This window comes from Mesorhizobium sp. B2-4-13, from assembly GCF_006658535.1.
Lineage (GTDB): Bacteria > Pseudomonadota > Alphaproteobacteria > Rhizobiales > Rhizobiaceae > Mesorhizobium > Mesorhizobium australicum.
Genome location: NZ_VFVB01000004.1, coordinates 358,382 through 385,302 on the forward strand (window position 1 = coordinate 358,382; position 26,921 = coordinate 385,302).

Below are 26,921 nucleotides of genomic sequence, written 5' to 3' on the forward strand. Positions count from 1 at the left end.
TCTGGAGCGAGCAGAAAATGCGCAATGTCGATCGTCTTCCCTTTATCATGGCTGGTGTCCTGTTCCTGCTCGCCTGGCTGCTGGGATTTCCGATGCGCGCGCAGTCCGCGCCGCTAGCGGATGTGCAGTGCACGCTGATCGCCGATGCCCAGAGCGGCAAGACGCTTTACCAGGACGGTACCTGCGACCAGCGCTTCAGCCCGGCCTCGACGTTCAAGGTGCCGCTTTCGCTGATCGGCTACGACGCAGGCATCCTTGCCGATGAACATACCCCGGCATGGGACTACAAGCCTGAGTTCAACGCGGTGAAACGCGACCAGAAAACCGTCGATCCGACGATCTGGGAACGCGATTCCATCATCTGGTTCTCGCGCGAGATCACCCGCAAGCTCGGAACTCAGAAATTTGCCGGCTACGTATCGAAGTTCAACTATGGCAATGGTGACGTTTCCGGCAATCCTGGCAAGGATGACGGGCTCACCCATTCCTGGGTCAACTCCTCGCTTAAGATCACGCCAGTCGAACAGGTTGCCTTCCTGCGGCAACTGCTCGCCGGCACAATGCCGGTGTCGGCCAAGGCGCATGAAATGACACGCGCCATCATGCCGAACTTCAAGGCTGGGGACTGGGCCGTTCAGGGCAAGACCGGCACGACCAGGCTGGGCGCGGGCGGCAAGGACAAGCGCTCGCTCGGATGGTTTGTCGGCTGGGCTGGGAAAGACGGCCGCCAGATCGTGTTCGCCCGGCTCGTCGTCGATACGAAACGCACCGACATGCCGAAGGGGTTGGCGACACGGGCCGCGTTCCTGAAGGACCTGCCACGGCTGATTAAGTGAGCCGGGCTTTACGGCGGCGGCATCTGCTCATAAAAGACTGCCGCCGCCGGACGCATCCGGCACCCTGGCAGGTCGCAGCCCCGAACCGCTGATGATCTGCATTTACCACCCGCGCTCGTTTGCGGGACTGGATAGGAGAACCATATGCTGAATTCCGTTTCCTTGACATTTCCCGATGGCTCCGTGCGCGACTACGACGCGGCGATGACCGGTGCGGGTCTCGCCGAATCGATCTCGAAGTCGCTGGCCAAGAAGGCCGTGGCCTATGCCATCGATGGCACCGTGCGCGATCTCTCGGACCCGCTCGGAAAATCCGGCAAGGTGGAGATCATCACCCGCGAAGATCCGCGCGCGCTGGAACTCATCCGCCATGACACCGCGCATGTGCTGGCGGAAGCCGTGCAGGAGATATGGCCGGGAACGCAGGTGACCATCGGACCGGTGATCGAGAACGGATTTTATTACGACTTTGCCCGCAACGAGCCGTTCACCCCGGACGATTTCCCGGTGATCGAGAAGAAGATGCGCGAGATCATCGCGCGCAACAAGCCGTTCACCAAGGAGGTCTGGTCGCGCGACAAGGCAAAAAAGGTCTTTGCCGACAAGGGCGAGCGCTACAAGCTCGAGCTGATCGATGCCATTCCCGAGGACCAGGATCTCAAGATCTATGCGCAGGGCGACTGGTTCGATCTCTGCCGCGGTCCGCACATGGCCTCGACCGGCCAGATCGGCAACGCCTTCAAGTTGATGAAGGTGGCCGGTGCCTATTGGCGCGGCGATTCCAACAATCCGATGCTGACGCGCATCTACGGCACGGCCTGGGCCGACCAGGCGCAGCTCGAAGCCTACCAAACGATGCTGGAAGAGGCCGAGAAGCGCGACCACCGCAAGCTCGGCCGCGAAATGGACCTTTTCCATTTCCAGGAAGAGGGGCCCGGCGTGGTCTTCTGGCACGCCAAGGGCTGGAAGATGTTCCAGAACCTGGTGAACTACATGCGGCGCCGGCTCGACGAGCAGGGCTACCAGGAGGTCAACGCCCCGCAGGTGCTCGACAAGAGCCTGTGGGAGACGTCGGGCCACTGGGGCTGGTACCGCGACGCCATGTTCAAGGTGACGGTCGCCGGCGATGAAACCGACGATGACCGCATCTTTGCGCTGAAGCCGATGAACTGCCCGGGCCACGTGCAGATTTTCAAGCATGGGCTGAAATCCTATCGCGATCTGCCGGTGAAGCTGGCGGAGTTCGGTAATGTGCATCGTTACGAGCCGTCGGGCGCGCTGCACGGGCTGATGCGCGTGCGCGGCTTCACGCAAGACGATGCGCATATCTTCTGCACCGAGGAACAGCTGGCGGCCGAGTGCCTGCGCATCAATGACCTGATCCTGTCGACCTATGCCGATTTCGGTTTCGACGAAATCAGCGTCAAACTGTCGACACGGCCCGAAAAGCGTGTCGGCACGGACGAGGCCTGGGATCATGCCGAGGCGATCATGGGCGGCGTGCTGGAGACGATCAGGACAAGGTCCGGCAACCGGATCAAGACCTCGATCAATCCGGGTGAGGGCGCCTTCTACGGGCCGAAGTTCGAATATGTGTTGAAGGATGCCATCGGCCGCGAATGGCAATGCGGGACGACGCAGGTCGACTTCAACCTGCCGGAGCGTTTTGGCGCTTTCTACATCGGCTCGGATTCGGAGAAGAAGCAGCCGGTCATGGTGCACCGCGCCATATGCGGTTCGATGGAGCGTTTCCTCGGCATCCTGATCGAGAACTATTCCGGCCATTTCCCGCTATGGTTCGCTCCGCTGCAGGTGGTGGTGGCGACGATCACTTCGGACGCCGACAGCTATGCGACCGAGGTCGTGGCAAAGCTGAAGACCGCCGGGCTGTTGGCGGAAGCCGATCTGCGCAACGAGAAGATCAACTACAAAGTCCGTGAGCACAGCCTGGCCAAGGTGCCGGTCATCCTCGTCTGCGGCAAGCGCGAGGCGGAGGAGCAGACGGTCAACATCCGCCGGCTCGGCTCGCGCGATCAGGAATCGCTTGGTCTTGCCGAAGCAATCGAACGGCTGACCGAAGAGGCGATTACACCTGACCGCCGACGCAAGCGCGCTGCTTGAATCGGAGTGTTTTTCGATCGAATGGCGGTGGAGCGATCCACCGCCATTTTCATATCCCTGTCACGGCAACGTTGTAACGAGCCCCTATGCTCAAGCTGAAATCGCGCGAACGACCGTTCCCAGAGCTTTCCTACGCCAATCCGCACCAGCCGGCGCTGGCGCGCTGGTTCATCCATTCGGTCGAAGGCCTGTCGGGCCGCGATCGCTTTGCCGCGCTTTATGATTTCTGGCGCCGCCAGGTGGTGCCGACGGGCGAGCGTGTGTTCAGCCGCATGCTGGACCTCATTGACGTGGGCGTCCGAATTCCCGACCAATGGCCGCCCGAGCAATTGCCCGACACGCCACTGGTAATCGTCGCCAACCATCCCTTCGGCATCGGCGACGGCATTGCCGTGCTATCGCTGGCAGAGCAACTCGGCCGGCCTTTCCGGGTGATGATCCACAAGGACCTGCTCAGGATCCGCGAGATGGAGCCCTATTCGCTGCCGATCGACTTTTCCGAGACCAAGGACGCGGTGAAGAACAACATGGCGGTGCGCCATGAGGCGGTCCGGCTGCTCAGGGAAGGTGTCACCATTGTGGTGTTTCCGGCCGGCGGCGTGGCCACTGCGCCCAAGGGTTTTGGCCGCGCGCGCGACCTGCCGTGGAAGATGTTTCCGGCCCGTCTCGTCCAGGAGGCCAAGGCATCGGTCATCCCGATGCATTTCTCCGGCCAGAACGGCAGGCTTTTCCATCTCGTCAGCGGGCCGATGAACATGGCAGAGCGCGACGGGCGTGTGGCCAAATTCGTCGGCAAGGCCTCGCTGACCTTGCGCACCTCGCTGCTCATTCGTGAATTCGCGCGGCTGTCCGGCAGGGCGATCGACGTGCGCGTTGGCAACGTGCTGAGCTGGAGCGAACTGGAGCCGTTGCGCGACCGCAAAACATTGCTCGACCGTCTCTATCGCGGTGTATTCGATCTGGCGCCGAGCCTGCCGCGCCGTCGCATTCCGTTCCTCCCGGCGCGAACCAAGCTCGCCGCCTGAAGGCTAATCGGCGCCTTCCTCGGGATCCATCGCCGCTGCTTCGGTGGCGAGAACCTCGATTTCCTGGTTCTGCCCGCCAACGACCGTGAAATCCTTCTGGTAGATGCGGTCGCGGTTCTTGGCGATGATGGTGTAGTCGCCTTCGGCCAGCACCATCGAGGCGAAGGCGCCGACGGTTTCCTTGATCGGATCGCCGGATTCGTTGAGCAGCGACCACGAGGTGTCGGCAATCGCTTCGCCGCCCGTCTCGCGTACCAGCTTCATGGTGATTTCAGCGGCGTGATGCTCGACGGTGGCTTCCGTCAGCTTGCCCGCCTCGACGCGGATGTCGGATCGGATGACGGCGTTGACCGCGCCGTAAGTCGAGACGACATGATAGATGCCGGCATTGAGCCGCACGACGCTGTTGGGTTCGACATCGGGAATGATCAGCGCGCGGTCGCCATTGGCCTCGGCGGTGCCCTCATAGATCGAAAAGCGCAGTTTCTTCGGCGGTATGCGCACGCCGCCGGACAGAACCGCGTCCAGCTTCAGGCCGCCGGCATCGAGCACGAGGCTTTCTCGCTTGGCTTCCTTGCCGACGGTGATGCGCTTGGTGGCGCCGGCGCGGCCATAGGAAGCGTGGACCAGGTAACTGCCGGGCTCGAGCTGGAAGACGGCGCTGCCGCCATGGGAGGAGGCGACCATCGGCAATTTGCCGTTCACCGCTTCGGGCTTGAAGACACGCCAGACGAGTCCACGGGTGATGTCGGTGCCCTTGTCGGTCAACTGGGCCGAGAGCGTGATGGCGCCACCGCCGCCAAGCGCCAGCGGGGTCTCGCTCTTCGGCGTTGCATAGCTCGAAATTCCGGGAAGTTTCAGGTCGCCGACGCCGTCCTTTTCCTGCGCGACAGCCATGGAGACCGGCAGCAGGAACAGCGCGGCGCAGAGCCGAACCAGGAAAAGACGCAGTCGCCCCTCAAACATGCCTTGCGTTGAAGCCCATGGCGGTGGCAATTTCAAGGCTTAAGAGTCCGATCCGGGACTCCTCAGCCCGGCGTTTGCGCGCCTTTGCCCGAGCCGCCCGAATTCCCGATGGTGCGCTTCAGCTCAAAACAGAGTGTTTCAGGAGACTTGCGCCCATGGCGTCGCCGATCATCGACTTTCTATTGACCCGAAATTCAGCGCCGATACCCGACCTCAGGGAACCGGCGCCCAGCGACGCCGATATCGCCACGATGATCACCGCCGCCACACGCGTGCCCGACCATGGACGGCTCGAACCCTGGCGCTTCATCCTTTATCGCGGCGAAGCCCGCATCGAGATCGGCAAAAAACTAGCGGCCTTGGCCGAACAGCGCGAGGGGCCGTTGCCGGAAGGCCGTCGCAACCAGGAACTGGCGCGGTTCTCGCGCGCCCCGCTGGTGATCGGTGTCGTATCCATTCCGAGGGAGAACCCAAAAATCCCCCAATGGGAGATGTTCCTGTCCGGAGGCATGGCGGCGATGAACCTGATGATCGCGGCCAATGCGCTGGGCTACGGCACGAACATGATCAGCAACTGGTATTCCGACGTGCCGGAGGGCAGGGCGATTCTCGGACTGGCGCCGCAGGAGCGCGTCGTCGGTTTCGTCCATATCGGCTCCTACGCCGGTCCGGCGCCGGAGCGGCCACGGCCCGATCCGGCCAAGCTCTACACCGATTACGCCGGACCTTGGGCGGGCTGAATGTTCTACGAGCCGTCCAAGGGGCATGGCCTGCCGCACGATCCTTCGAAGGCGATCGTCGCGCCGCGCCCGATAGGCTGGATATCGACGCTGAACCAGGCCGGCGAGGTCAATCTGGCGCCATACTCCTTCTTCAACGCCTTTTCGACGCGACCTTTCATTGTCTGGTTTTCCTCGGAGGGTGAGAAGGACAGCGCCTCGTTTGCCCAGGAAACCGGCGAGTTCGTCGCCAATCTGGTCAGCCGCGATCTTGCGGACAAGATGAACTACACATCCGTCGATGCACCGCGTGGCGTCAACGAGTTCGTCTATGCCGATCTCGCCATGGCGCCCTCGCGTCTCGTCAAGCCGCCGCGCGTGGCGGCTGCACCAGCGGCGCTCGAATGCCGGGTGACGGAAGTGTTTCGCCCGAAGGCGCTGGACGGATCACCGACGAGTGCCTTTGTCGTCGCCGGTGAGGTGATCGGCGTTCACATCGACGATGCTTTCCTGAAAGACGGCCTGTTCGACATCACCAAGGCCGGCAATGTCGCGCGTCTCGGTTACATGGATTACGCCAGCGTCGACGAGGTCTTTTCGATGCGGCGGCCACGCTGGGGCAAGGAGTAGCCGTCAGGCGGATATCCCGGCCGCTTTCGCGCGGGCCAGAAGGCGTTCGGCCAGCCGCAGATGCGGACGGTCGAACATCTTGCCGTCGATGCCGACGACGCCCGGATTTCCGGCCGCCTCGAAGGCCGCCACGATAGCCGCCGATTGTCTCACCGCCTCGGCAGAGGGCGTGAAGGCGGTGTTGATGACGGGCACCTGATCGGGGTGGATCGCCATTTTGCCGGTGAAACCGTCACGCTCGGCGTCGGCACATTCCGCGGCGAAGGCCACCATGTCGCGAAAGCCAGGAAATACGGTGTCGATCGCGGCGACTTCCGCGGCTCCGGCCGCGAGAATGGTCGTCAGGCGGGCGTGACGGAAGAGATCGGTGTAGCGGCCGTGCTCGTCGCGGGCAGAGCGTGCGCCGATCGCGGCCGAAAGGTCTTCCGCGCCCCAGGTGAGACCGGCGAGCCGTGCGCTTGTCCCCGCATAGGTGGCGGCGGCGAGCACGCCCGCCGGAGTTTCGGTGATGATCGGCAGGATTTTTATCGACCCGTCGGGCAGGCCGTTTTCGGCTTCCCAAACCCTGAGCTTGGCCGCGAGCTGCTGCACATCCTGGCCGCTGTTCGATTTAGGCAGCATGATGCCGTCCGGTCTTGCCGGAACGAGCTTGGCAAGATCATCGTCCGTCATTCCGGTCGAGAGGTCGTTGACCCTGACATAAAGCGCCGAGTTGGTTTGCCCCCTGCGTTCGAGGATAAAGCGCGCCGCGATCTCGCGCGCCCGCGCCTTGTTCTGCGGCGCCACGGAGTCCTCGAGATCGACGATGACCACGTCGGCGCCGGCGCCAAATCCCTTCTCCAGCTTCCGTTCGGAATCGCCTGGAACGAACAGCAGCGAGCGCATCAGTCTGCCTTCTTCAGCATCATCGCTTGCCTGATGCATTTCGCGACCAGATCGCCATGCTGGTTGTAGGCGCGGTGCTCGAATTCGACAATGCCGCGATCGGGCTTCGACCTGGATTCGCGCACCGAGACGACAGATGTTTCGACGCGGATGGTGTCGCCGTGGAAGACCGGGTGAGGAAACACGGTTTCCTTCATGCCCAGATTGGCGACCGTCGTGCCGACCGTGATGTCGCTGACCGAAATGCCGATCATCAGGCCGAGCGTGAACAGCGAGTTGACCAGCGGCTTGCCCCATTCGCTCCTAGCGGCGAAATCGAAGTCGATATGCAGCGGCTGCGGGTTCAGCGTCATCACCGAAAACAGCATGTTGTCGCTCTCGGTGACAGTCTTGCGCAGCGTGTGCTGGAAGACATGGCCGACGACAAACTCCTCCAGATATAGCCCAGCCATCTTCCGCCTCCTGCGCTGTCTGACGGTTGATAGGCGCTGCTTCAGGCGCTCGCAAGCCAGTTAATGAACATGGTGAACCGTTCGTAAACCATTTCTGCCTACCCTTCTCACGGGGCCGGAAACCTTCCGGCATGGGGCGTAAGCAGACGGGCATGGTAGTTGTTTCGCATTTCCTGAAATGGATCTACACGGCCAGGGTTTCGGAGCGCGCCGCCGCCGCTCATGCGCTGGCCCGAGCCTATGTCAATTGCGAATTGCCGTTCGAGGACCGCTGTGCCGCCGAGGCCGCGCTGACGCTGCTGCTCGACGACGCCTCGTCGAAAGTGCGGCTGGCGATGGCGGAAGCGTTCTCGATGAGCCATCACGCGCCGTTGCAGATCATAAGTGCGCTTGCCGCCGACCAGCCGGAGGTCGCCGGTGTCGTGCTGGCGCGCTCGCCGCTGCTCACCGACGCCGACCTGATCAACCGTGTGGCGGCGAGCCAGAAGGCAACGCAGAAGCTGATCGCCGACCGGCCTGTAGTCTCGATGGCGCTTTCGGCGGCCATCGCCGAGGTCGGCGAGGCGGAGGCCTGCGCCGTGCTTTTGGCCAATAGCGGCGCCGACATCGCGTCACTCAGCTTCAGGCGCATGGCGGAACGCCACGGGCATCTGCCTCTGGTGCGCGAGGCGCTGATATCGGATATCAGGCTGCCTGCCGATTGCCGGCATATGCTGCTCGTCAAGCTCGGCGAGACATTGAAGACATCGCCGCTGGTCATGGCATTGATGGGAGCCGCGCGTGCCGACAGGGTCATGCGCGATGCTTGCGTCAAGGCCTCGGTGACGCTGATCGAGGGCACGCGCCAAGAAGAGCACGCGGCGCTGATCGAGCATCTCAGGCTGCGCGGCGATCTGACCGCGAGCTTCCTGATCCGCACCATCGCGCACGGCAAGGTCGATTTCTTCGGCTCGGCGCTGGTGGCGCTCAGCCAGCAGTCCGAACCACGGGTGAGGGCGCTGCTGGCCGGCGGGCACGACGTGGCCCTGCAGGCGCTGTTCCGCAGCGCCGGCATGGCTGCCGCCACGCATGCCGTCATCCTGCGCGCCCTGAAGATCTGGCGCGAGGTCGCCAACGGCAAGCGCGTTGCTGGCGTGCAGGAAGTCAGTTGGCTGATGCTCAAGGAATTAGGCGGGCAATCCGCCGAAGGCGATCTTGCCGCATTGGTCAAAGCGATCCACCTGGACGCCCTGCGTGAGAACGCACGCGGCCATGCACTGGCGATCGCCGCGGCTTAGGTTTTCTCCCTCGCGAAGAAATCCGGGAAATCTTCCATCGCCGCGGCGATGATGCGCAGGGACGCTGCGATCTGCAGCATGTCGCTGGTGGCGTTTCGCTGGGCGATGCCTGCCGCATACTGCCGGGCGACGGCAATGGTCGCTGTTTGCGGATCCCCAGGGGCTCGGAAAAGCAGCTCGCGCGCCAGTCCCCTCAGGAAGGTGGCGATTGAAAGCGTCGTTTCCGATGGGAGGGCATGGTTTTGGCTGGCAGTGCGCAGCCGCAGGATTTCCAGGCCGACCGTGACGGAAGCGACGCCGCCGCCCAGCACCGCCTCGCCCTTCCTGCCGGAATTCTGCACCAGCGGCATCAACTGATTGACCCGGTCGTAAGCGAGGCTCTCGAAGGCCGAGCGCCTCGGCACGCGCCCATGCAGGCAAAGCCGCGCCAGATCCTCGCGCATGGCCCGCACGATGCGGTCGGCTGCGAGCCATGGATCGGCCGGCAATACGACCATGAAGACGCCGATGGCCAAGAGGATGCCGACCAGGATCGATGCCGAGCCGGCGAAGAAGGGGCCGGGATCGTAGGTCATCGCCTGATGTGGGCTGAGGAAGGCCAGGAAGTTGATGGCGAAGGCCGTCGCCACGCCGACATAGCGCGGATTGGCCATGGCGAGTGCCGCCGGCACCATGATGGGCACGACGAACAGCATGAACCAGCCGAAGCCGGGCAGAGCGGGGAGCGCAACCTGGCCGACGAGAAAGGCAAAAGGCAAAGCGAGCAGCGTTCCCTTGAAGAACCCCCAGGATACCTGCACGGGGTCGGGGCGAGCGGCAAACAGGCTCGACACGACGGCAACGAGGATGACGGTGCCGGCCGCCTCCGACCACTTCGTCGTCAGCCAGAAAGCCGCCACCAGCAGCGTGGCAACGGCCGCGCGGATGGCGTTGCGCGCTGCACCGGGATAGTCGCGATGCACCACCAGGGCCGGCTGCTGGCTGCCGGGACCTGGACGGCGCGTGACCGGCGCGCGCAAGGCGTCGAGGCCACGCAGCACCTGTTTCAGCGCCTCGGCGAAATCGGCCGCTATGGTAAGGCGGGTAATGGTGCCGACCCTGTCCTCACCCGGCTCTATCGAGGCGTCGGGCATTTGCCTGGCCCTGATCGAGATCGCGTCGAGCCGCGCCACCCAGGATGAGGTATCGTCCAGCGCTCCCGGCTTGGCTGCCAGTTCGCTGACAAGGGCCTGCAGTTCCGAGCGCACCGGGATGAGGGCGGCGTTTTTGGGAGCGGCATGCGAATAGAGCGCGCGCGCCGCCGAAAGTGCCGAAAGCAGTTGTCCGATAGTGCGCCGCACCGGATGCGCGCGCGGCGCGAAGCTCGACGCTTCGAGCCTGGCATAGGCGCGCATCTCGCCAAGCGTCTGGGTATCGGCGACAAGCTTCCGGTGCAGGCCGATCAGCGTTGCCCGGTCGCCGCCTGAAAACGCACCGCCGGCATAGGTGGCGAGGTCGAGAATGCAGCGTTTCAGCCGCGAGACGATGGCGTCGCTGGCCAGTTTTGGCAGGATCAGTCGGCTGGTCAGGCCGGCGCAGACGATGCCGAGCACGATCTCGGCACAACGCGCGACCGCGAGGTCTACGACCAGATGCGGTTGTCCGAAAGCGGGCAGGCCGATGATCATTGCGGTGTAGCCTGCAAGAGCCGCGCCATAGGCTTCGGGATTGCGCAGCAGCGACGAGACGAAGGTGCAAATGCCAATCCAGACAGCAAGCACCGTCACCAGAATCCAGGGGCCGGTGCCGAATGCCGTGGTGATGCCGATTGCCGCGACACCGCCGGCCAGCGTGCCGAGCAGGCGGTAGAAGCCTTTCGCCAGCACCATGCCGGCAACCGGCTGGGCGACGATGAACACCGTCATCATCGCCCATTGCGGATGGTCGAGCTTCAGCGCGTAAGCGGCCAGCAATGCGATCATGCCGGCCGAAACGGTGCGCAGCGCGAAAATCCAGTCCGAGCGTGTCGGTTGCGTCAGCCCGGCCAGGCTCGTCTCGAAATAGGTTTTCAGCCGCGCCCAGGTCACATGCTGGTCTCCATGTCAGGAACGCAAGCTAAACGCGCCAGCGGCTAGATATCCAGCACTTCCGTCTCGGCGAATTCGGCGCGTTCCTGGATGAAGCGGAAGCGGGCTTCGGGTTTGGTGCCCATCAGCTCGTCGACCCTGTCCTTGGTGGCGGAATCGACTTCGTTCACATCGACCCTGAGCAAGGTGCGCTTCCTTGGATCCATGGTGGTTTCCTTGAGCTGCGCGGCCATCATTTCGCCCAGGCCCTTGAAGCGGCCAAGCTCGACCTTGCCGCGCCCGGTGAATTCGGTGCGCAGAAGCTCGTCCTTGTGGGCGTCGTCGCGGGCATAGGCGACCTTGCCGCCTTGCCTGATCGAGTAAAGCGGCGGCACCGCCAGATAGAGATGGCCGCCGCGCACCAGCGCCGGCATCTCCTGGTAGAAGAAGGTGATCAGCAGCGAAGCGATGTGTGCGCCGTCGACGTCGGCGTCGGTCATGATGATGACGCGGTCGTAGCGCAAATCCTCGTCACGGTATTTTGACCGCGTGCCGCAGCCGAGCGCCTGGATCAGGTCCGATATCTGCTGGTTGGCGGCCAGCTTGTCATTGCCGGCGCTGGCGACGTTGAGGATTTTTCCGCGCAGCGGCAAGACAGCCTGGCTGGCACGATCGCGCGCCTGCTTGGCCGAGCCGCCGGCGGAATCGCCTTCGACGATGAAGAGTTCGGCACCCGCCGCCGCGTTCTGCGTGCAGTCGGCGAGCTTGCCCGGCAAGCGCAGCTTGCGCACCGCGCTCTTGCGCGACACTTCCTTTTCCTGGCGGCGGCGCACCCGTTCGTCGGCGCGCGCGATCACCCAGTCGAGCAGCTTCGAGGCTTCCTGCGGATTGTCGGCCAGCCAGTGGTCGAACGGGTCGCGGATCGCGGTCTCGACGATGCGTATCGCCTCGATCGTCGCCAGCCTGTCCTTGGTCTGGCCGACGAATTCCGGCTCGCGAATGAACACCGACAGCATGCCGGCGGCCGAGATCATGACGTCTTCCGAGGTGACGATCGAGGCGCGCTTGTTGCCGACGAGGTCGGCATAGGCGCGCAGGCCGCGCGTCAGCACGTTTCGGAAGCCGGCTTCGTGGGTGCCGCCTTCACCGGTCGGGATGGTGTTGCAGTAGGAATTGATGAAGCCGTCGCCACCGAACCAGGTCACCGCCCATTCGAGCGAGCCATGGCCGCCTTGCTTATCGCTCTTGCCGGCGAAGATTTCGCGCGTCACCTGGAATTCATCGCCGAGCGACGCCTTCAGATAATCCTTGAGGCCGCCTGGGAAATGGAATTCCGCCTTGGCCGGTGTCTGATCCTTTTCCCTGATCAGGGAGGGATCGCAGGTCCAGCGGATCTCGACGCCGCCAAACAGGTAAGCCTTCGAACGCGTCATGCGGTAGAGACGCGCCGGCTCGAAGGCCGCGCCCTTGCCGAAAATCTGTTCGTCGGGGTGGAAGCGGATTTTTGTGCCGCGACGGTTGTGGACTTCGCCGAGCTGCTCCAGTCCGGTCACCGGGACGCCGCGCGAAAAGCGCTGGCGATAAAGCTGGCGCCCACGTGCCACCTCGACCTCGAGATGATCCGACAGGGCGTTGACGACGGAGACGCCAACGCCGTGCAGGCCGCCGGATGTTTCGTAGACCTTGGAGTCGAACTTGCCGCCCGAATGCAGCGTCGTCATGATGACTTCGAGCGCCGGCTTCTTGAATTTTGGGTGCATGTCGACCGGAATGCCGCGGCCATTGTCGGTAACCGTGAGATGGCCGTCGGCGGAGAGTTCGACATCGATGAAGGTGGCGTGGCCGGCAACCGCTTCGTCCATCGAATTGTCGATGACCTCGGCGAACAGATGGTGCATCGCCTTGTCGTCAGTGCCGCCAATATACATGCCTGGCCGGCGGCGCACCGGCTCAAGGCCCTCAAGCACCTCGATGTCGGCGGCGCTGTAGCCCTCGCTGCCATCCTTGGTTGCGGCTGGACGCCTGGCGGCCGCCTGTACCAGCGGATCCGCCGGGCGCGCCGGCGTGCGAACCGGCTGCGGCTGTTTTTCCAGATTGCCGAAAAGATCGTTGTTGTCGTCCATGCCTGCCATAGAGTCCAAGCTGCGAATCACCCCGTCGATACTGCCACGCTTTTCAGCGCCAAGCGACGGAGGTTCCTGTTACGTTCGGGGATTTAACTGCTCTTACCCTAAAACCATTCGATAACCAAGCGGGCGGAAATAGGTCAAATGCCGCCGCGCAATATTCCTGATTCTTTAACAATGCCGCCTAGCGTGAGCCCAACATAACAAGAAACGACGGGCATCAGGGGTTTTCGGCGTGAGGGGCAAGGCCATAACGATGATCGGCATCGCCGCCGTTTTCGGCGCGATCTCGATCTTTGCCGCGGATTTCTGGGTCAAGAGCCAAGCGAAGGCCGATGCCCAGGAGAAAACGGCCTCGATCGCCGCTCCGGCCGCGCCCAGGATCGAGTTCAAGACCATCGTGGTGGCGAACGCGCCGTTGCGCTACGGCATGGAGCTCGACCGCGCCAAGCTCAGCGAAATCCCGTGGCCGCAGGATTCCCTTCCGCAGGGCGCCTTTGCCACCATCGATGGATTGCTCGGCGAAGGCGGCCGGGTCGCGCTGTCGCCGATCGAGATCAACGAGCCGGTGCTGCTCGCCAAGCTGTCGGGACCGAACGGCCGCGCGACGCTGTCCAACATGCTGACGCCCGGAATGCGGGCGGTCACCATCCGCACCGACGAGATCGCCGGCGTCGGTGGCTTCGTGACGCCGGGCGACCGGGTCGATGTCGTGCTGACGCGCGATGCCGGCGAAATCCAGGAAGTCGCCAAGAACGCGCAAGGGGCTGCCGGTTCGACCATCACCTCGGAGATCGTCGTTGCCGACGCCAAGGTGCTCAGCGTCGGGCAGGGCGCCGACGAGCGCCAGACGACGCCGCAGGTGGCCAATTCCGTGACCCTCGAGGTGACGAGCGACGGCGCGCAGAAAGTGGCGCTTGCCCGCACCGTCGGAACGCTGTCGCTGTCGCTTCGCTCCGCCAGCGAAGGCGGCGATGGCAAGAACGGCGTCACCACCATCTCTTCCTTCGGCGGATCCGTCGCTTCCAAGACGCAGGCCGTGGCCGGCTCCTTGTTCGATGCCATAGCGAAGGAGCCGGAGAAGCCGAAATTCAAGACGATCATCGTGACGCGCGGCACGCAGGCCGAGGAATATCAGGTTCCAACGCGGGACCAGAAGTAAAGACCGGTGGGGACCGGGCGGGACGGGACAATGTTGATGCGTACCCTATATCGAATGACGGCTCGGTCGCGCTTGGTGCGCGCCCTGGCAATGGCGTTTACCCTGGCTGCGAGCGGCGTGCTTGCCTTGCCCGGAGCGGCGAAGGCGGACAACGACATCGTCTATGTCTCGTCGACCAAGAATGCGTCGATCAAGGTTGCCAAGGGCAAGCCCAAGACGATCATGACGAGCGCGGCCTTCTACCAGATCGTCATCGGTGATCCGGAGATCGCCAACGTCAACCCGCTGACCGACAAATCCTTCTATGTGCTGGGCAACAATCTCGGCACCACCGGCATTGCGCTGTTCGACCAGAACAAGCAGCTCGTCGGCACCGTGGACATCGAGGTGACGCTCGACACCGACCAATTGGCGAACACTATCCGTGCCAGTGTGCCGGACGCCAAGATCAAGGTCGGCTCGGCCAACGGCCGTGTCGTGCTGTCGGGTGAGGCGGATGACGCGGTTGCAGCGGATAAGGCAAGCAAGATCGCCAGCCGCTTTTCCGGCAATGAGGAAGTGATCAACTCGGTCAATATCTCTTCGTCGCAGCAGGTTCAGCTCAATGTCCGGTTCGTCGAGATCAACCGTCAGGCAGGGCAGGACCTGGGCGCGAAATACAGCGCCAATTTCGCCTACGGCTTCGGCGGTCGCGACATTTCACTGGATCCGGGCACGGTCCCAGCGGCGGGGACCGGCGAGATCATCGGCCGACTGCTGTCGAACGGCGTCTCGATCGACATTGCCATTAAGGCGCTGGAAGAGCGCGGCCTTGCCCGTCGGCTGGCTGAGCCGAACCTGATCGCGCGTTCAGGGGAGACAGCGAGCTTCCTGGCCGGCGGCGAATTTCCGATCCCGGTTTCGGAGGACAACGGCAAGATTTCGGTCAGCTACAAGAAATATGGCGTTAGCCTGGATTTCAAGCCGACCGTACTCAAGGACGGGTTGGTCAGCCTCGACATCGCGCCGGAAGTCTCCTCGATCGATGCGTCGGCGTCCTACAATATCGGCAACATTTCCGTGCCCGGCTTCATCGTGCGCCGCGCCAAGACCTCGGTCGACCTGAAGAACGGCCAGAGCTTCATGATCGCCGGGCTTTTGCAGTCCCAGAACGACATTACCACGTCTCGCATTCCCGGCCTTGGCAAGATGCCGGTGCTTGGAGCGCTGTTTTCGTCGAAATCCTATCAGCGGCGCGAGACCGACCTGGTCATCATCGTCACGCCCTATCTGGTCAAGCCGGTCGATCCGTCGAAGAAAATGGCTGAGCCGACCGATGGCACGCAGCCAGCCAGCAATGTCGACTATTTCCTCAACAACACCGAGGAGGTGAAGGCGCCGGATACGGGCCGCGCGCTGGCGCTGGCCGACGGCAGTGCCGCACGGGCCGCTCCTGCCACCAAAGTCGGTCATTTCCTCGACCTGCCGAAGGACTGAGCCATGCGTCTGATCCTGAGATCGTGCATCGGCCTGCTTCTTGCCGGCCTGGCAAGCGGCTGCACCAGCGACGACTACGTGCGCAGCGAAGGGGTGACGTCCGGCGCCGGCGAGGCGCAGGCCGCCAACACCGTCATGCAGATGGTCGACCCGTGGAAGTACGGCGTCCAGAACACGAGACTTCTCGTGCCTGCCAAGCGTGGCAGTGCCGGACCCGTCACGCCCGATCAGGCGGCCGGTGCCAAGGCAGCGCAAACGACCACCGACAACTGATCCAGACGGCGATCGATCTCACAGGCGGCGAGAATGGCAAACAGCACCAAGAAAATCCTGCTCGTCTCGACAGACCGGGCCTTCGCGCAGGACACGAAGACGGCCTTTGCCGCCTCCGAGATCATCCAGCTCATGACGGTGGAGAAGAACGTTACCGAGCTGCGCGGCGAGGTCCAGGAGGCCGAGTTCGGCGTCGTCATCGTCGACATGGATGCAGCGAAACTCGAGGAGATCGAGTCCCTGCAGCGCGTCATGCGCCGGCTCGAGGGCAAGGCACCGGTGGTCGTGGTCACCCAGGAGTTCAACGCCGCGGCCGTGCGCATCCTGGTGCAGCTCAAGGTCGCCGATTTCCTGGTCAAGCCAATCACCACGGCCGATCTGGTGCGTTCGGTCGTGCGGGCTCTACAGGGGCCCGGGCGCGAGGAAAACACCGAGTCGCAGATCTATACCTTCATGCCCGCCGCCGGCGGCGTCGGCACCACGACGTTGGCACTGCAGACCGCGTTCCAGCTGCATCATTCGGTGACGCGCGGCGCCTCGACCTGCGTGGTCGACCTCAATTTCCAGCAAGGTGCCTGCGCCGAATATCTCGATCTCGAGCCGCGTTTCGACATCACCGAAATCGAGAACCAGCCTGAGCGCCTCGACCGGCAACTGCTCGATGTGATGCTGTCCAAGCACGCCAGCGGACTGTGTGTGCTGGCGGCGCCGACGCATCCGTCCGAAATGCGCTCATTCAAGACCGATGTCGTGGTGCGCATGCTGGACCTCGTTTCGGCCTATTTCGACAATGTCGTCATCGACATGCCGCGCACCTGGTTTCCGTGGACGGAAACTGTGCTGCTCGGTTCCAACAAGCTTTACATCGTTGCCGAAATGACGGTGCCGTGCCTGCGCCATACGCAGCGGCTGATCCAGGCCGTCTACGAGACCGCCGGCAAGGAAGTGAAGCCGAACGTGATCGTCAACCGTTTCGAGCAGAAGATGTTCGACAACGGCATCAAGCAGGCGGACGTCCAGGAAATCCTTGGCGAGCATTTTGTCGGCGGCATCGCCAACAACTACCGGCTGGTGCGCGAGGCGGTCGACCGCGGCGTGCCGCTGCACGAGATCGATCCCAACGCCAATGTCGTCAACGACCTGAAGAAGATCATTCTTCCGGAAGAGGCGGTGGCAACCGCGAGCAAGTCGAAGTCGCTGTTCGGCTTCGGCAGGGGCCTCTTGAAAAGGAAAGCTGGATGACCAGCCGTTTTTCCACCCTGCAGAACCGTGACGCGCGTCCCCGCCCGGCAGAATCGACGCCGGTCGCGCATCATGCAGTCGTCATCCCGACCAGCCGGAAGGCTTTGCCGGCGAAGGCGGAGGCGGCGCCGGCAAAGAATGCCAACAAGGTGCTCGATGCCCGCGTGCGCATCCACCGGATGCTGCTCGAGGAGATCAATCTCGTCGCGCTGGAGCGCTTGCCCAAGGAGGAGATGCGCAGGCAAGTGCATGATTTCGTATCGGAAAAGACCCGCCAGGAGCGGATGGCGATCAACACCGCCGAACTCGACGCGCTGGTTGACGACATCGTCGACGAGATGGTCGGCCTCGGCCCGCTCGAGCCGCTGCTCAAGGATCCCGAAATCAACGATATCCTGATCAACGGCCATCAGAACTGCTTCGTCGAAAAGAAAGGCAAGCTGCAGCAGGTCCATATCCCGTTCAAGGACGAGGCGCATCTGCTCAGAATCGTCAACAAGATCGTGGCCGCCGTCGGCCGCCGCGTCGATGAATCGCAACCGATGGTCGACGCTCGCATGCTGGACGGCTCGCGGTTCAACGCAGCCATCCGCCCGGTGGCCGTCGACGGCCCGCTGGTGTCGATCCGCAAGTTCTCCAAGAACAAGCTTGGCCTGCACAGGCTGGTCGAATTCGGCGCCATCACACAGAACATGGCCGAAGTGCTGGCCGCGGCCGTCCACGCCCGCAAGACGACGATCATTTCGGGCGGCACCGGCACAGGCAAGACGACGATGCTCAACGCGCTGTCGGCGTTCATTCCGGAAGACGAGCGGCTGATCACCATCGAGGACGCGGCGGAACTTCAATTGCAGCAGCCGCATGTCGCACGCATGGAGACGCGTCCCGCCAACATCGAAGGCCATGGCGAGCTCAAACAGCGCGACCTAGTCAAGAACGCGCTGCGCATGCGTCCCGACCGCGTCATCCTCGGCGAGTGCCGCGGCGAGGAAGCCTTCGACATGCTGCAGGCCATGAACACCGGCCACGAAGGCTCGATGGCGACCATCCACGCCAATACGCCGCGCGACTGCATTTCGCGCCTCGAGCAGATGCTGGGCATGACCGGCATGCCGATGACGGTGCAGTCGATCCGCAGCCAGATCGCCAGCGCCATCGACATCATCGTCCAGCTGACCCGACTTTCCGACGGCAAGCGCAAGGTGACGAGCGTCGCCGAGGTGACCGGCATGGAAGGCGATGTCATCCAGATGCAGGAGATCTTCCGCTTCGTGCGCACCGGCATGGAGGCCGATGGCAAGATCCTTGGCTACTACGAGGCGACCGGCATTCGACCGCGTTTCCTGGAAGACCTGCGCGCCATGGGCATCGACTTTCCCGGACGTTATTTCGAACCCGGCCGGCCGCAGGAGTAGCCGGCGTGTTCGACGGGTTCAGCGCGATATATGTCGTCTATGCCGGAGCCGCACTGACCGGCATCATGGTGGCCGAGGCGATTTACCTGCTCTATGCCGGACGCAGCGACAAGCGCACCGCCATCAACCGGCGCATGAAACTGCAGGAAAACAAGATCAGCCAGGAACAGGTTCTGATCCAGCTGCGCAAGGAGCGCGGTCTCGACGCGGGAACGTCGCTGTTTTCGCCCGACCGGTTCCGTGCCCTGCGCACGCAGTCGGGCATGGTGATGCCGCTTTCGAAATTCCTGACGATCACCTGCGGTGTGGCGACGGCCGTTGCCCTGGCCGCGATCTGGCGCGGGCTGCCGCTGCTGATGGGGCTCATCCTGTTCGTCGTGCTGGTGCCGTTGCTGCCGGTCATGGCGATGCGCTCCATGCGCAAGCGCCGGCTGAAGCGTTTCGGCATGCAACTGCCGGAAGCGCTGGAGCTGATCACGCGCGGCCTCAAGGCCGGTCATCCGGTGCCGGTGGCCATCGCCATGGTGTCGCGCGAGATGCCCGATCCGATCGGCACGGAATTCGGCGTCATTGCCGACGAAGTCACTTATGGTTCCGACCTGGTCACGGCGCTGAATGCACTGTTCGACCGGGTCGGCCACGAGGATCTGCCGCTGTTCATCACCGCCGTGTCGATCCAGACCAGTTCGGGCGGCAATCTGCGCGAGATCCTTGATGGGTTGTCGACGACGATCCGTGAACGCGGCAAGCTGCGACGCAAGGTGCGCGCCATTTCGACGGAGGGCCGCCTCTCGGCCTACATTTTGACGGCCGTACCGGCGCTGCTGTTCACCGCCATCATGGCCATGATGCCGGGATATTACAGCGACGTCTGGGGCGTGCCGAAGACATGGTACATGATCGGCGGCTCGGTCAGCTGGCTGATGCTGGGCAATCTGATCATGTTCAAAATGTCGAATTTCAAGTTCTGACATGCAAAGCGTCATTGAATTCCTCGCTTCCCTCGCGCCGACCTCGCTGATGCCGGTGGCCGTCCTCCTGCTTGCCGCGGGAGCGGCCGCTGTCGCCTGGCCGATGGTGGTGGCGAAGGGCGACCGCAACGACGTCAAGCGCCGGCTCAAGGTCGACCAGGGTCCGGTGGCCGCCAGACCCGAACCGGTGCAGAAGAAGAATAGCGGCGTCGTGCGCGAGCAAGCGGTAAAGAGGGCGCAGGAATTCTATGCCAAGAGCGACCCGGAAAATGTCGCTCGCCTGCGCTTGAAGCTCATCCAGGCGGGCTACATGGAGCCGCGCGCCGTCGGCATGTTCTTCCTCATCCGGTTCACGGCAATGATCGGCACGACGTTCGCGGTCTTCGTGCTCAACCGGTGGATGGCCAGTCCCGACGCGACCATGACCAGCCGGTGGACCTTCATCATCCTGTCGGGGGCCGCCGGCTATTTTTTGCCGGGTCTCGTGCTGACCCAGAAGGTGCGCGAGAAGATGCGCGAATACCGCAACGGCTTCCCCGATTTCATGGACCTGATGATCGTCTGTTCGGACGCCGGCATGAGCATGGAAGCCGGCGTCGAGCGCGTTTCGAAAGAACTCGCCAAGAGCTATCCGTCGCTCAGCCAGAACCTGCAGCTCGTGTGCTTGGAACTTCGGGCGGGACGCAGCCTTGACGACGCGCTGAAGGCGCTCGCCGATCGCCTCAGCCTGGACGAGGTACGCTCCTTCGCCACGCTCCTGCAGCAGTCGAAGGAACTCGGCACCAGCCTGTCGGGCGCGCTCAGGGTGTTTTCAGACGAAATGCGCCACAAGCGCATGTCGCTGGCCGAGGAGAAGGCCCATGCCTTGCCGGCCAAGATGTCCGTGCCGGTCGTGGTCTGCATCTTGCCGGTGGTGCTGATGATCGCGGTCATTCCCATCATCGTCAAAATGACGGCCCATTAGCTCTACTTTGGAGTGAGATGGCACGCCCGGTGGTTAATGATTGCTATTCCGGAAACTGAAAGTTAGCTGCATTTCGGCACCGAAGCTTAATCGCTCTTCTGTAGTCTCTTTCCCGAAGAACGACCCGGCAAATCGGGCGACGGGGCAGGGCATGCGTCAGATAAAATTTGCGGCGATGGCCATGATGGCAGCCGTCCTAGTGATCAGCGGGTGTACGACGAACAATAACGTCGACACGACCAAGACCACTGCGATCCAGCCTGCAGGGAAGGGTGTCGCCACATCCGACCTGGCGGAAGGCAAGGCACAGTTTCGCGATGCCAATTATGGTCTTGCCGAAGCGCATTTCCGCAAGGCCGTCGAACTGAAGGCCGACAATGCCGAGGCCTGGATGGGGCTTGCGGCTTCCTATGACGAACTTGGCCGCTTCGACTTCGCCGACCGCGCCTACGGCCAGCTCCTGAAGGTTGCCGGCCGCAAGCCGCAGATCGTCAACAATATGGGTTATTCGCAACTGTTGCGCGGCAACAAGAAGAAGGCCCGGGCGCTGCTGCTCGAGGCGAAGGCCGGCATGACCGATCCCACCGTTGTCGACGCCAACCTCGCCTTGCTGAACAAGGGCTGATGCCGGTTGATGGTCGCCCCGTCAAGGGGTGCGATTTTGGTACAGGTGGCATCGACGCTTTGTAAACCCTATCCGCAGCTTGGGTCGAGAGATCGCCCGAAAACCATGTCCGAGGGCTGCCGCTGACCTAGAATGCGGCGCAACCGCCGACGCTCGAGAGGCCTCCGCCTGATATGCTGGATTTCAGTTCGCTCCTGCTCGCAGCCGCGCTGTCGGGTACCTGTCTAGCCGCTACCATGGTTGCGATCTGGCTCACGGCGCCGCGGGCGGGCTTCGTGCTGACAGTGGCGTGCGGCATTATCGTGCTCGTCGCGCATGTGATCCTGTTCTGGCGCTATACCAGGGAGCCCGATCCGCTGCTTTGCCAGATCGCGCTGGCGCTACTCAGCCTGGGTTTTCTCATCATCTGCATTTCGGCCATGCAGTATCTCGGCGTGCGCGAGCACAGGCGTGCAATCGCGCCGACATTTGCCGCCATGGCTGTCTGCGCGGCCGTGACTTTCATGGGCCTTGACGGGGTCGGCTTCGTGATCACCTACGCGACGGTTACCGCGCTGCTCTCGACGATCGGGGCCATGTTCTGGATCAATGGCAGTCACGATCGCCGTATTCTCCTGGTGGTATCGGTCCTGAGCGGCACCTGTGCGCTGTCGTTTGCCCTTTGCGGCGTGGTTCTGATGGCCAAAGGCCAGTGGACGCTCGGCGTCGCGCCCGACAATTGGGCCGAACGCCTTAACTCGGTCGTGGCGGTGGCCTGTATGACAGGCCTTGGCGCGTTGACGCTTTCGCTCCACCATCTGCAGGCGCAGATCGAGCTCAAGGCCGAGACCATGACCGACCCGTTGACCGGACTGATGAACCGTCGGGGGCTAGCGTCGCTTTATGGCGAGCGCACCTTCGGCCCGTTCATGGCGATCGTCATGTTCGATCTCGATCATTTCAAGCGGACGAACGACATCTATGGACACCCGGTCGGGGACCAGGTCCTGTGCCGCTTCGCCGCCGTCATCAGGAGATATGCCAGAACCGGGGTCGACGCCTTTCGCCTGGGCGGCGAGGAGTTCGCAATCGTCATGTCGCGCGTGACGGAAGAGCGGGCCTATGACCTCGCCAGCAAGATCGGCGTCGCTTTCGGCACGGAAGTCGTGCCCACTGCGCTCGGGCCCTTGCGCAGCACGGTCAGCGGCGGGATTGGCTTCGGCGAGGCCGACGGCAGCACCCTCGACGAGGTGCTGGCCAGGGCCGACGCCATGCTCTATGCCGCCAAGCGTGCGGGGCGAAATTGCGTCATCGGCCGCAAAAGGACGGGCAAGGCCGACGCGGCCGAGCCGGCCTTGCGTTCCGCGTAGCTATTCGGCCGCGCCGAGGTAATCCGACAGCGGCGGGCAGGAGCAGACCAGATTACGGTCGCCGGCGACATTGTCGATGCGCGACACCGGCGGCCAGTACTTCGTCGCCGTGTCGGCATCGCCGGCGGGATAGGCCGCCTCCAGACGCGAATACGGATGGGTCCATTGACCGGCCAGCGCCTCGGCCGATGTGTGCGGTGCGTTGACCAGCGGATTGTCGGCCAAGGGCCATTCGCCTTTGGCCACTTTCGCCGCTTCGCCGGCAATGGCGATCATGGCCTCGCAGAAGCGATCCAACTCGCGCTTGGGTTCGGACTCGGTCGGCTCCACCATCAGCGTGCCGGCGACCGGAAACGACATCGTCGGCGCGTGGAAACCATAATCGATCAGGCGCTTGGCGATGTCCTCGACACTGATGCCGGCGCTCTCCTTGAGCACGCGGGTGTCGAGGATGCATTCGTGGGCGACGCGATCGCTCCTGCCCTTGTAAAGCAGCGGGAAATGCGGGGCGAGCCTCGTCGCCACATAGTTGGCCGAAACGATCGCTGTCTCGGTCGCCTGCTTCAGGCCGGAAGCGCCCATCATGCGGATGTACATCCAGGTGATCGGCAGGATGGAAGCGCTGCCGAAGGGAGCGGCGGCCACGGCATGAGCCGAGCCTTCGCTGACATGGCCGGGCAGATAGGGCTTCAGATGCGCCCTGACACCGATCGGACCGACACCCGGGCCACCGCCGCCATGCGGGATGCAGAAGGTCTTGTGCAGGTTCATGTGACAGACGTCGGCGCCGATGTCGCCTGGCCGAGCAAGGCCGACCAGCGCGTTGAGGTTGGCGCCATCGAAATAGACCTGGCCGCCATGCTCGTGGATGAGGGCGCAGAGGTGGCGGGCGCCTTCCTCGTAAACGCCATGGGTGGAGGGATAGGTGAACATCAGCGCCGCGAGATTCTTGGAATGCTCGTTGGCCTTGGCGCGCATATCGTCCATGTCGATGTTGCCGTCTTCCAGGCAGCGCACGACGACGACGCTCATGCCGGCCATCGCGGCACTCGCCGGATTGGTGCCATGCGCGGAAGACGGGATCAGGCAGACGGTACGATGGCCCTCGCCGCGCGAGCGGTGATAGGCGCGAATGGCGAGCAGCCCGGCATATTCGCCCTGGCTGCCGGCATTGGGCTGCAAGGTCACGGCGTCGAAACCGGTGATTTCCGACAGCCAGCCTTCCAGTTCGCCGATCATGGCGCGGTAGCCGGCCGAATGGCTTGCCGGCGCGAAGGGATGCAAATTGGCGATGCTTGGCCAACTCACCGGCATCATTTCCGCCGCGGCGTTGAGCTTCATGGTGCAGGAGCCCAGCGGGATCATGGCGCGGTCGAGCGCCAGGTCCTTGTCGGCCAGCCGGCGCAGAAAGCGCATTATCTCGGTTTCCGACTTGTTCTCGTGAAAGACCGGCTGGGTCAAAAACTCCTTGCCACGTGGCTTGCCGGGCACCGTGCTGCCGGCGGAAGCGACAGCCTTGGCATCGAACAAGGCCGCGATCGCGTCGAGATCGGTGTCGGTCGAGGTCTCGTCGAAACTGATGCCGACATGGTCGGCATCGAGCACACGCAGCAGCCGGCCGGTCTTTTCGGCGGCGACCGCGATCTGGGCGGCCTTGCCGTTGGTCTCCACCGTCACCGTGTCGAAGCGGCTGGAGCCGAGCACCGATACGCCCGCCGCCTCGAGGCCGCTTGCCAAGCGGTTGGCCAGCGCGTGTATGCGCCCGGCGATCGCCTGCAGGCCGACCGGGCCGTGCCAGATGGCATAGGCGGTGGCCATATTGGCAAGCAGGGCCTGTGCGGTGCAGATGTTGGACGTTGCCTTGTCGCGGCGGATATGCTGCTCGCGCGTCTGCAAGGCGAGGCGGTAGCCGGGACGGCCCTTGCTGTCGGTCGACTGACCGACCAGGCGGCCGGGCATCAGCCGCGTCAGCTTGTCGGAGACCGCGCAATAGGCCGCATGCGGGCCGCCAAAGCCCATCGGCACGCCAAAGCGCTGCATCGGGCCGACCGCGATGTCGGCGCCGAGTTTCGCCGGCGCGTCGGTCAGCGTCAGACCAAGCGGGTCGGCGATGAAGACGACAATGGCGCCGGTGGCGCGCGCTTTTTCGATCGCCGCCTTGTGGTCGCCATAGACGCCAAAGGTGTCAGGCCAGGAGACGAGCAGGGCGGCGGTGTTGTCGTCGATCGTCTCGCCGTCGATCTCGATGCCGAGCGGCTCGGCGCGGGTGCGCACGACGTCCAGCGTCTGCGGGTGCGGCGTGCCCGCAAGCGCCACCTTGGTGCGCTTGTCGCGGTGGTGGCGCAGCGCAATGCCAACCGCTTCGGCGACGGCGGTCGCCTCGTCGAGCAGTGAAGCCGATGCCACCGGCAGGCCGGTCAGTTCGGTGACCAGCGTCTGGAAGTTGAACAGCATTTCGAGCCGGCCCTGGCTGATCTCGGCCTGATAGGGCGTGTAGGCGGTGTACCAGGCCGGATTCTCGAACAGATTGCGCTGGATGACCGGCGGCACGTGGACGCCGTGGTAACCGGCGCCGATAAAGCTTTTCAGCACCGTATTTCTTGCCATGATCACCGACAATTCGGCGAGAGCTTCGGCTTCGCTGGCCGGCGCGGGGAGGTCCAGCGGCTGGTCGAGGCGGATCGATCTCGGCACGGCCTGGCTGATCAGTGTCTCGACGGAGGGAACACCGATGACGGCGAGCATGGCTCTGACGTCGGCAAGGCCGGGTCCAATGTGGCGGGCCGAGAAGGGGTAGGGAGCGGCGGTCATGTCAATACGTCCCGATGTCAGGCGATATGGGCTTTGTAGGCGGCCTCATCCATGAGGCTGGCGAGCTGACTTTCGTCGGCGAGCTTCATCTTCCACAGCCATCCGGCCCCGGTTGCCGCCGAGTTGACCAGCGAGGGGTCGGACGACAGCATGCCATTGGCTTCGGTGATCTCGCCATCGACCGGCGCATAAACGTCCGAGGCTGCCTTGACGGATTCGACCACGACGGCGGTGTCGCCCTTGGCGAGCTTCTTTCCCGTTTCCGGCAGTTCCACGAAGACGAGGTCGCCGAGCTGCTCCTGCGCGTAGTCGGTGATGCCGACGGTGGCGATGCCGCCCTCGACGCTGAGCCACTCGTGATCCGATGTGAAATAGGTTGTTGCCATGGAATTCATCCTTTGCGGTAGCGATGAGGGGTGAAGGGCAGAGAACTGACATCGACTGGGATCTTCGTGCCGCGCACGTCGGCGAAAATCCGCGTTCCGGGCTTTGCCAGCGGCGTGGAGACATAACCCATGGCGACCGGATGGCCGGCGGAAGGGCCGAAGCCGCCCGATGTGACATGGCCGGCAGGATTGCCGTCGGCTTCGAACAGCGCGGCACCGGCGCGCACCGGCTGGCGACCCTCCGGTTTCAGCCCGACGCGCTTCTGCGCCGGACCACGTTCCACGGCGGCGCGCAAGGCGTCGGCGCCAATGAAGGTGCCGGAGGCACGGATTTCTTTCGGGATCGCCCACATCAGCGCCGCCGCGGCCGGGTCGGTCTCGGGCGTGATGTCCTGGCCGTGCAGGCAGAGGCCGGCCTCCAGCCGCAGGCTGTCGCGCGCGGCAAGGCCGATCCAAAGCACGCGTTCATCCTCCAGCAGCTTGGTGACAAGGTCACGCGCATCGGCTTCCGGCAGGCCGATCTCGAAACCGTCCTCGCCGGTGTAGCCGGACCGGCTCATGAACCAGTTTTTTCGCGGCTCGACCCCATGCATGAACAGCAGCGAGCCGGTCTGGATGCCGGCGCGGGAGAGTGCAGCCCAGGCTTCGGGACCCTGGATCGCCAGGAAGACGCGGTCGAGCGGCTCGACCTTCACCTCGAAATCGGTCGCCAGGGCGCGCAAATGCTTTTCGTCGGCGACGGCATTGCCGGCATTGGCGACCACCATGAACCTGGTGTCGCCGAGTCGGGTGACGATCAGGTCGTCGAGAATGCCGCCTGCTTCGTTCAGGAAAAAGGATAGCTTTGACTGCGAGATTTCGAGCGCGCCGGCGTCCAGCGGGCAGGCGCGGTTCAACAGCGCAACCGCTTCCGGGCCACTGACCTCGAACAGTTTCATATGCGAGATGTCGAACAACCCCGCATGCTCGCGGGTGTGAAGATGCTCTTTCATGACGCCGGCCGGATAGGTCAGTGGCATCGACCAGCCGGCAAAGGCGCCGAAGCGCGCTCCGGCAGCCGCATGAATATCTTCGAGGGGAAGGTGTTTGTCGTCGTCGCCCGTCATGTCGCCTCCAGAGTCGCACGCAATCGGCCGCTGATGGCGACCAGTCCGTGCCCCTCTGT

General features: G+C 63.5%; 23 protein-coding genes. 15 read left to right on the forward strand and 8 right to left on the reverse strand.

All coding sequences use genetic code 11. The annotated features are described in order from the left end of the window. Positions 1-17: 17 nt before the first annotated feature. The 3 genes from blaOXA to FJ936_RS13700 all read left to right on the forward strand — a co-directional run bounded on the left by blaOXA (position 18) and on the right by FJ936_RS13700 (position 3,982). Positions 18-836 carry a class D beta-lactamase gene (gene blaOXA, locus FJ936_RS13690; RefSeq protein ID WP_141906670.1) on the forward strand — a complete coding sequence of 273 codons (819 nt, stop codon included), beginning with the start codon at positions 18-20 and terminating at the stop codon, positions 834-836. A 144-nt stretch (positions 837-980) separates the two neighbouring features. Beyond that, positions 981-2,957 (forward strand): threonine--tRNA ligase, encoded by a 1,977-nt coding sequence (gene thrS / locus FJ936_RS13695; RefSeq protein ID WP_141906671.1) that lies wholly within the window; start codon positions 981-983, stop codon positions 2,955-2,957. Between the two features lie 86 nt (positions 2,958-3,043). Then, positions 3,044-3,982: a GNAT family N-acetyltransferase gene (locus FJ936_RS13700; protein ID WP_141906672.1), complete on the forward strand. Its 939-nt coding sequence runs from the start codon at positions 3,044-3,046 to the stop codon at positions 3,980-3,982. A gap of 3 nt (positions 3,983-3,985) precedes the next feature. Here the strand turns inward: FJ936_RS13700 and FJ936_RS13705 are convergent, their stop codons facing one another. Next, on the reverse strand, positions 3,986-4,948 hold the full coding sequence (locus FJ936_RS13705; protein ID WP_140616135.1) for a hypothetical protein: 963 nt from the start codon (positions 4,946-4,948) through the stop codon (positions 3,986-3,988). Between the two features lie 155 nt (positions 4,949-5,103). Between FJ936_RS13705 and FJ936_RS13710 the strand changes: the two genes are divergently transcribed. Further along, positions 5,104-5,688 (forward strand): nitroreductase, encoded by a 585-nt coding sequence (locus FJ936_RS13710; RefSeq protein ID WP_140723635.1) that lies wholly within the window; start codon positions 5,104-5,106, stop codon positions 5,686-5,688. After that, complete coding sequence (locus FJ936_RS13715) at positions 5,689-6,297, forward strand: flavin reductase family protein (RefSeq protein WP_140661155.1); 609 nt, start codon at positions 5,689-5,691, stop codon at positions 6,295-6,297. Positions 6,298-6,300: 3 nt separating this feature from the next. On the opposite strand, the gene FJ936_RS13720 is transcribed toward FJ936_RS13715, so the two are convergent. Together FJ936_RS13720 and FJ936_RS13725 are read right to left on the reverse strand one after the other, a co-directional pair. After that, positions 6,301-7,182, reverse strand: a complete 882-nt coding sequence (locus FJ936_RS13720; protein WP_140616141.1) for a CoA ester lyase — start codon at positions 7,180-7,182, stop codon at positions 6,301-6,303. Next, on the reverse strand, positions 7,182-7,634 hold the full coding sequence (locus tag FJ936_RS13725) for a MaoC family dehydratase (protein WP_141906673.1): 453 nt from the start codon (positions 7,632-7,634) through the stop codon (positions 7,182-7,184). Before FJ936_RS13725 ends, FJ936_RS13720 begins: the two co-directional genes overlap by 1 nt. A gap of 152 nt (positions 7,635-7,786) precedes the next feature. Between FJ936_RS13725 and FJ936_RS13730 the strand changes: the two genes are divergently transcribed. Continuing rightward, the gene (locus FJ936_RS13730) at positions 7,787-8,911 is read left to right on the forward strand and encodes a DUF2336 domain-containing protein (protein WP_141906674.1); all 1,125 of its coding nucleotides are present in this window, start codon (positions 7,787-7,789) and stop codon (positions 8,909-8,911) included. Here the strand turns inward: FJ936_RS13730 and FJ936_RS13735 are convergent. Together FJ936_RS13735 and parE are read right to left on the reverse strand one after the other, a co-directional pair. Beyond that, on the reverse strand, positions 8,908-10,977 hold the full coding sequence (locus tag FJ936_RS13735; protein WP_141906675.1) for an FUSC family protein: 2,070 nt from the start codon (positions 10,975-10,977) through the stop codon (positions 8,908-8,910). The two genes, FJ936_RS13730 and FJ936_RS13735, sit on opposite strands and share 4 nt — an antisense overlap. 44 nt (positions 10,978-11,021) lie before the next feature. Beyond that, positions 11,022-13,079, reverse strand: coding sequence for a DNA topoisomerase IV subunit B (gene parE, locus FJ936_RS13740; RefSeq protein WP_140723623.1), 2,058 nt, complete (start codon positions 13,077-13,079; stop codon positions 11,022-11,024). A gap of 238 nt (positions 13,080-13,317) precedes the next feature. Here parE and cpaB point away from each other — a divergent pair, with 238 nt between their 5' ends. The 9 genes from cpaB (at position 13,318) to FJ936_RS13785 (ending at position 22,559) form a co-directional block, all read left to right on the forward strand. Beyond that, complete coding sequence (gene cpaB / locus FJ936_RS13745; RefSeq protein WP_245262879.1) at positions 13,318-14,244, forward strand: Flp pilus assembly protein CpaB; 927 nt, start codon at positions 13,318-13,320, stop codon at positions 14,242-14,244. A gap of 90 nt (positions 14,245-14,334) precedes the next feature. Further along, the gene (locus FJ936_RS13750) at positions 14,335-15,720 is read left to right on the forward strand and encodes a type II and III secretion system protein family protein (RefSeq protein WP_224682692.1); all 1,386 of its coding nucleotides are present in this window, start codon (positions 14,335-14,337) and stop codon (positions 15,718-15,720) included. 3 nt (positions 15,721-15,723) lie between these two features. Next, the gene (locus FJ936_RS13755) at positions 15,724-15,993 is read left to right on the forward strand and encodes a hypothetical protein (protein ID WP_015317594.1); all 270 of its coding nucleotides are present in this window, start codon (positions 15,724-15,726) and stop codon (positions 15,991-15,993) included. 33 nt (positions 15,994-16,026) lie between these two features. Next, positions 16,027-17,235, forward strand: a complete 1,209-nt coding sequence (locus FJ936_RS13760) for a response regulator (RefSeq protein ID WP_141906676.1) — start codon at positions 16,027-16,029, stop codon at positions 17,233-17,235. Continuing rightward, positions 17,232-18,650: a CpaF family protein gene (locus FJ936_RS13765; protein ID WP_141906677.1), complete on the forward strand. Its 1,419-nt coding sequence runs from the start codon at positions 17,232-17,234 to the stop codon at positions 18,648-18,650. The genes FJ936_RS13760 and FJ936_RS13765 overlap by 4 nt, the downstream gene beginning before the upstream one ends. Before the next feature lie 5 nt (positions 18,651-18,655). After that, complete coding sequence (locus FJ936_RS13770) at positions 18,656-19,621, forward strand: type II secretion system F family protein (protein ID WP_140616157.1); 966 nt, start codon at positions 18,656-18,658, stop codon at positions 19,619-19,621. A 1-nt stretch (position 19,622) separates the two neighbouring features. Continuing rightward, positions 19,623-20,585 (forward strand): type II secretion system F family protein, encoded by a 963-nt coding sequence (locus FJ936_RS13775; RefSeq protein WP_015317598.1) that lies wholly within the window; start codon positions 19,623-19,625, stop codon positions 20,583-20,585. Between the two features lie 151 nt (positions 20,586-20,736). Next, positions 20,737-21,210 (forward strand): tetratricopeptide repeat protein, encoded by a 474-nt coding sequence (locus FJ936_RS13780; protein WP_141906678.1) that lies wholly within the window; start codon positions 20,737-20,739, stop codon positions 21,208-21,210. A gap of 173 nt (positions 21,211-21,383) precedes the next feature. Continuing rightward, a complete protein-coding gene (locus FJ936_RS13785; RefSeq protein ID WP_140723611.1) occupies positions 21,384-22,559 on the forward strand; it encodes a GGDEF domain-containing protein in 1,176 nt (391 codons plus the stop codon). Here FJ936_RS13785 and gcvP read toward each other — a convergent pair whose 3' ends face one another. Genes gcvP through gcvT form a run of 3 tightly spaced genes read right to left on the reverse strand, consistent with a single transcriptional unit; the run spans position 22,560 to position 26,862 of the window. Beyond that, positions 22,560-25,370, reverse strand: a complete 2,811-nt coding sequence (gene gcvP, locus FJ936_RS13790; RefSeq protein ID WP_141906679.1) for an aminomethyl-transferring glycine dehydrogenase — start codon at positions 25,368-25,370, stop codon at positions 22,560-22,562. 17 nt (positions 25,371-25,387) lie between these two features. After that, positions 25,388-25,756 carry a glycine cleavage system protein GcvH gene (gene gcvH / locus FJ936_RS13795; protein ID WP_141906680.1) on the reverse strand — a complete coding sequence of 123 codons (369 nt, stop codon included), beginning with the start codon at positions 25,754-25,756 and terminating at the stop codon, positions 25,388-25,390. A 5-nt stretch (positions 25,757-25,761) separates the two neighbouring features. Beyond that, the gene (gene gcvT, locus FJ936_RS13800) at positions 25,762-26,862 is read right to left on the reverse strand and encodes a glycine cleavage system aminomethyltransferase GcvT (RefSeq protein ID WP_141906681.1); all 1,101 of its coding nucleotides are present in this window, start codon (positions 26,860-26,862) and stop codon (positions 25,762-25,764) included. Positions 26,863-26,921: the final 59 nt, after the last annotated feature.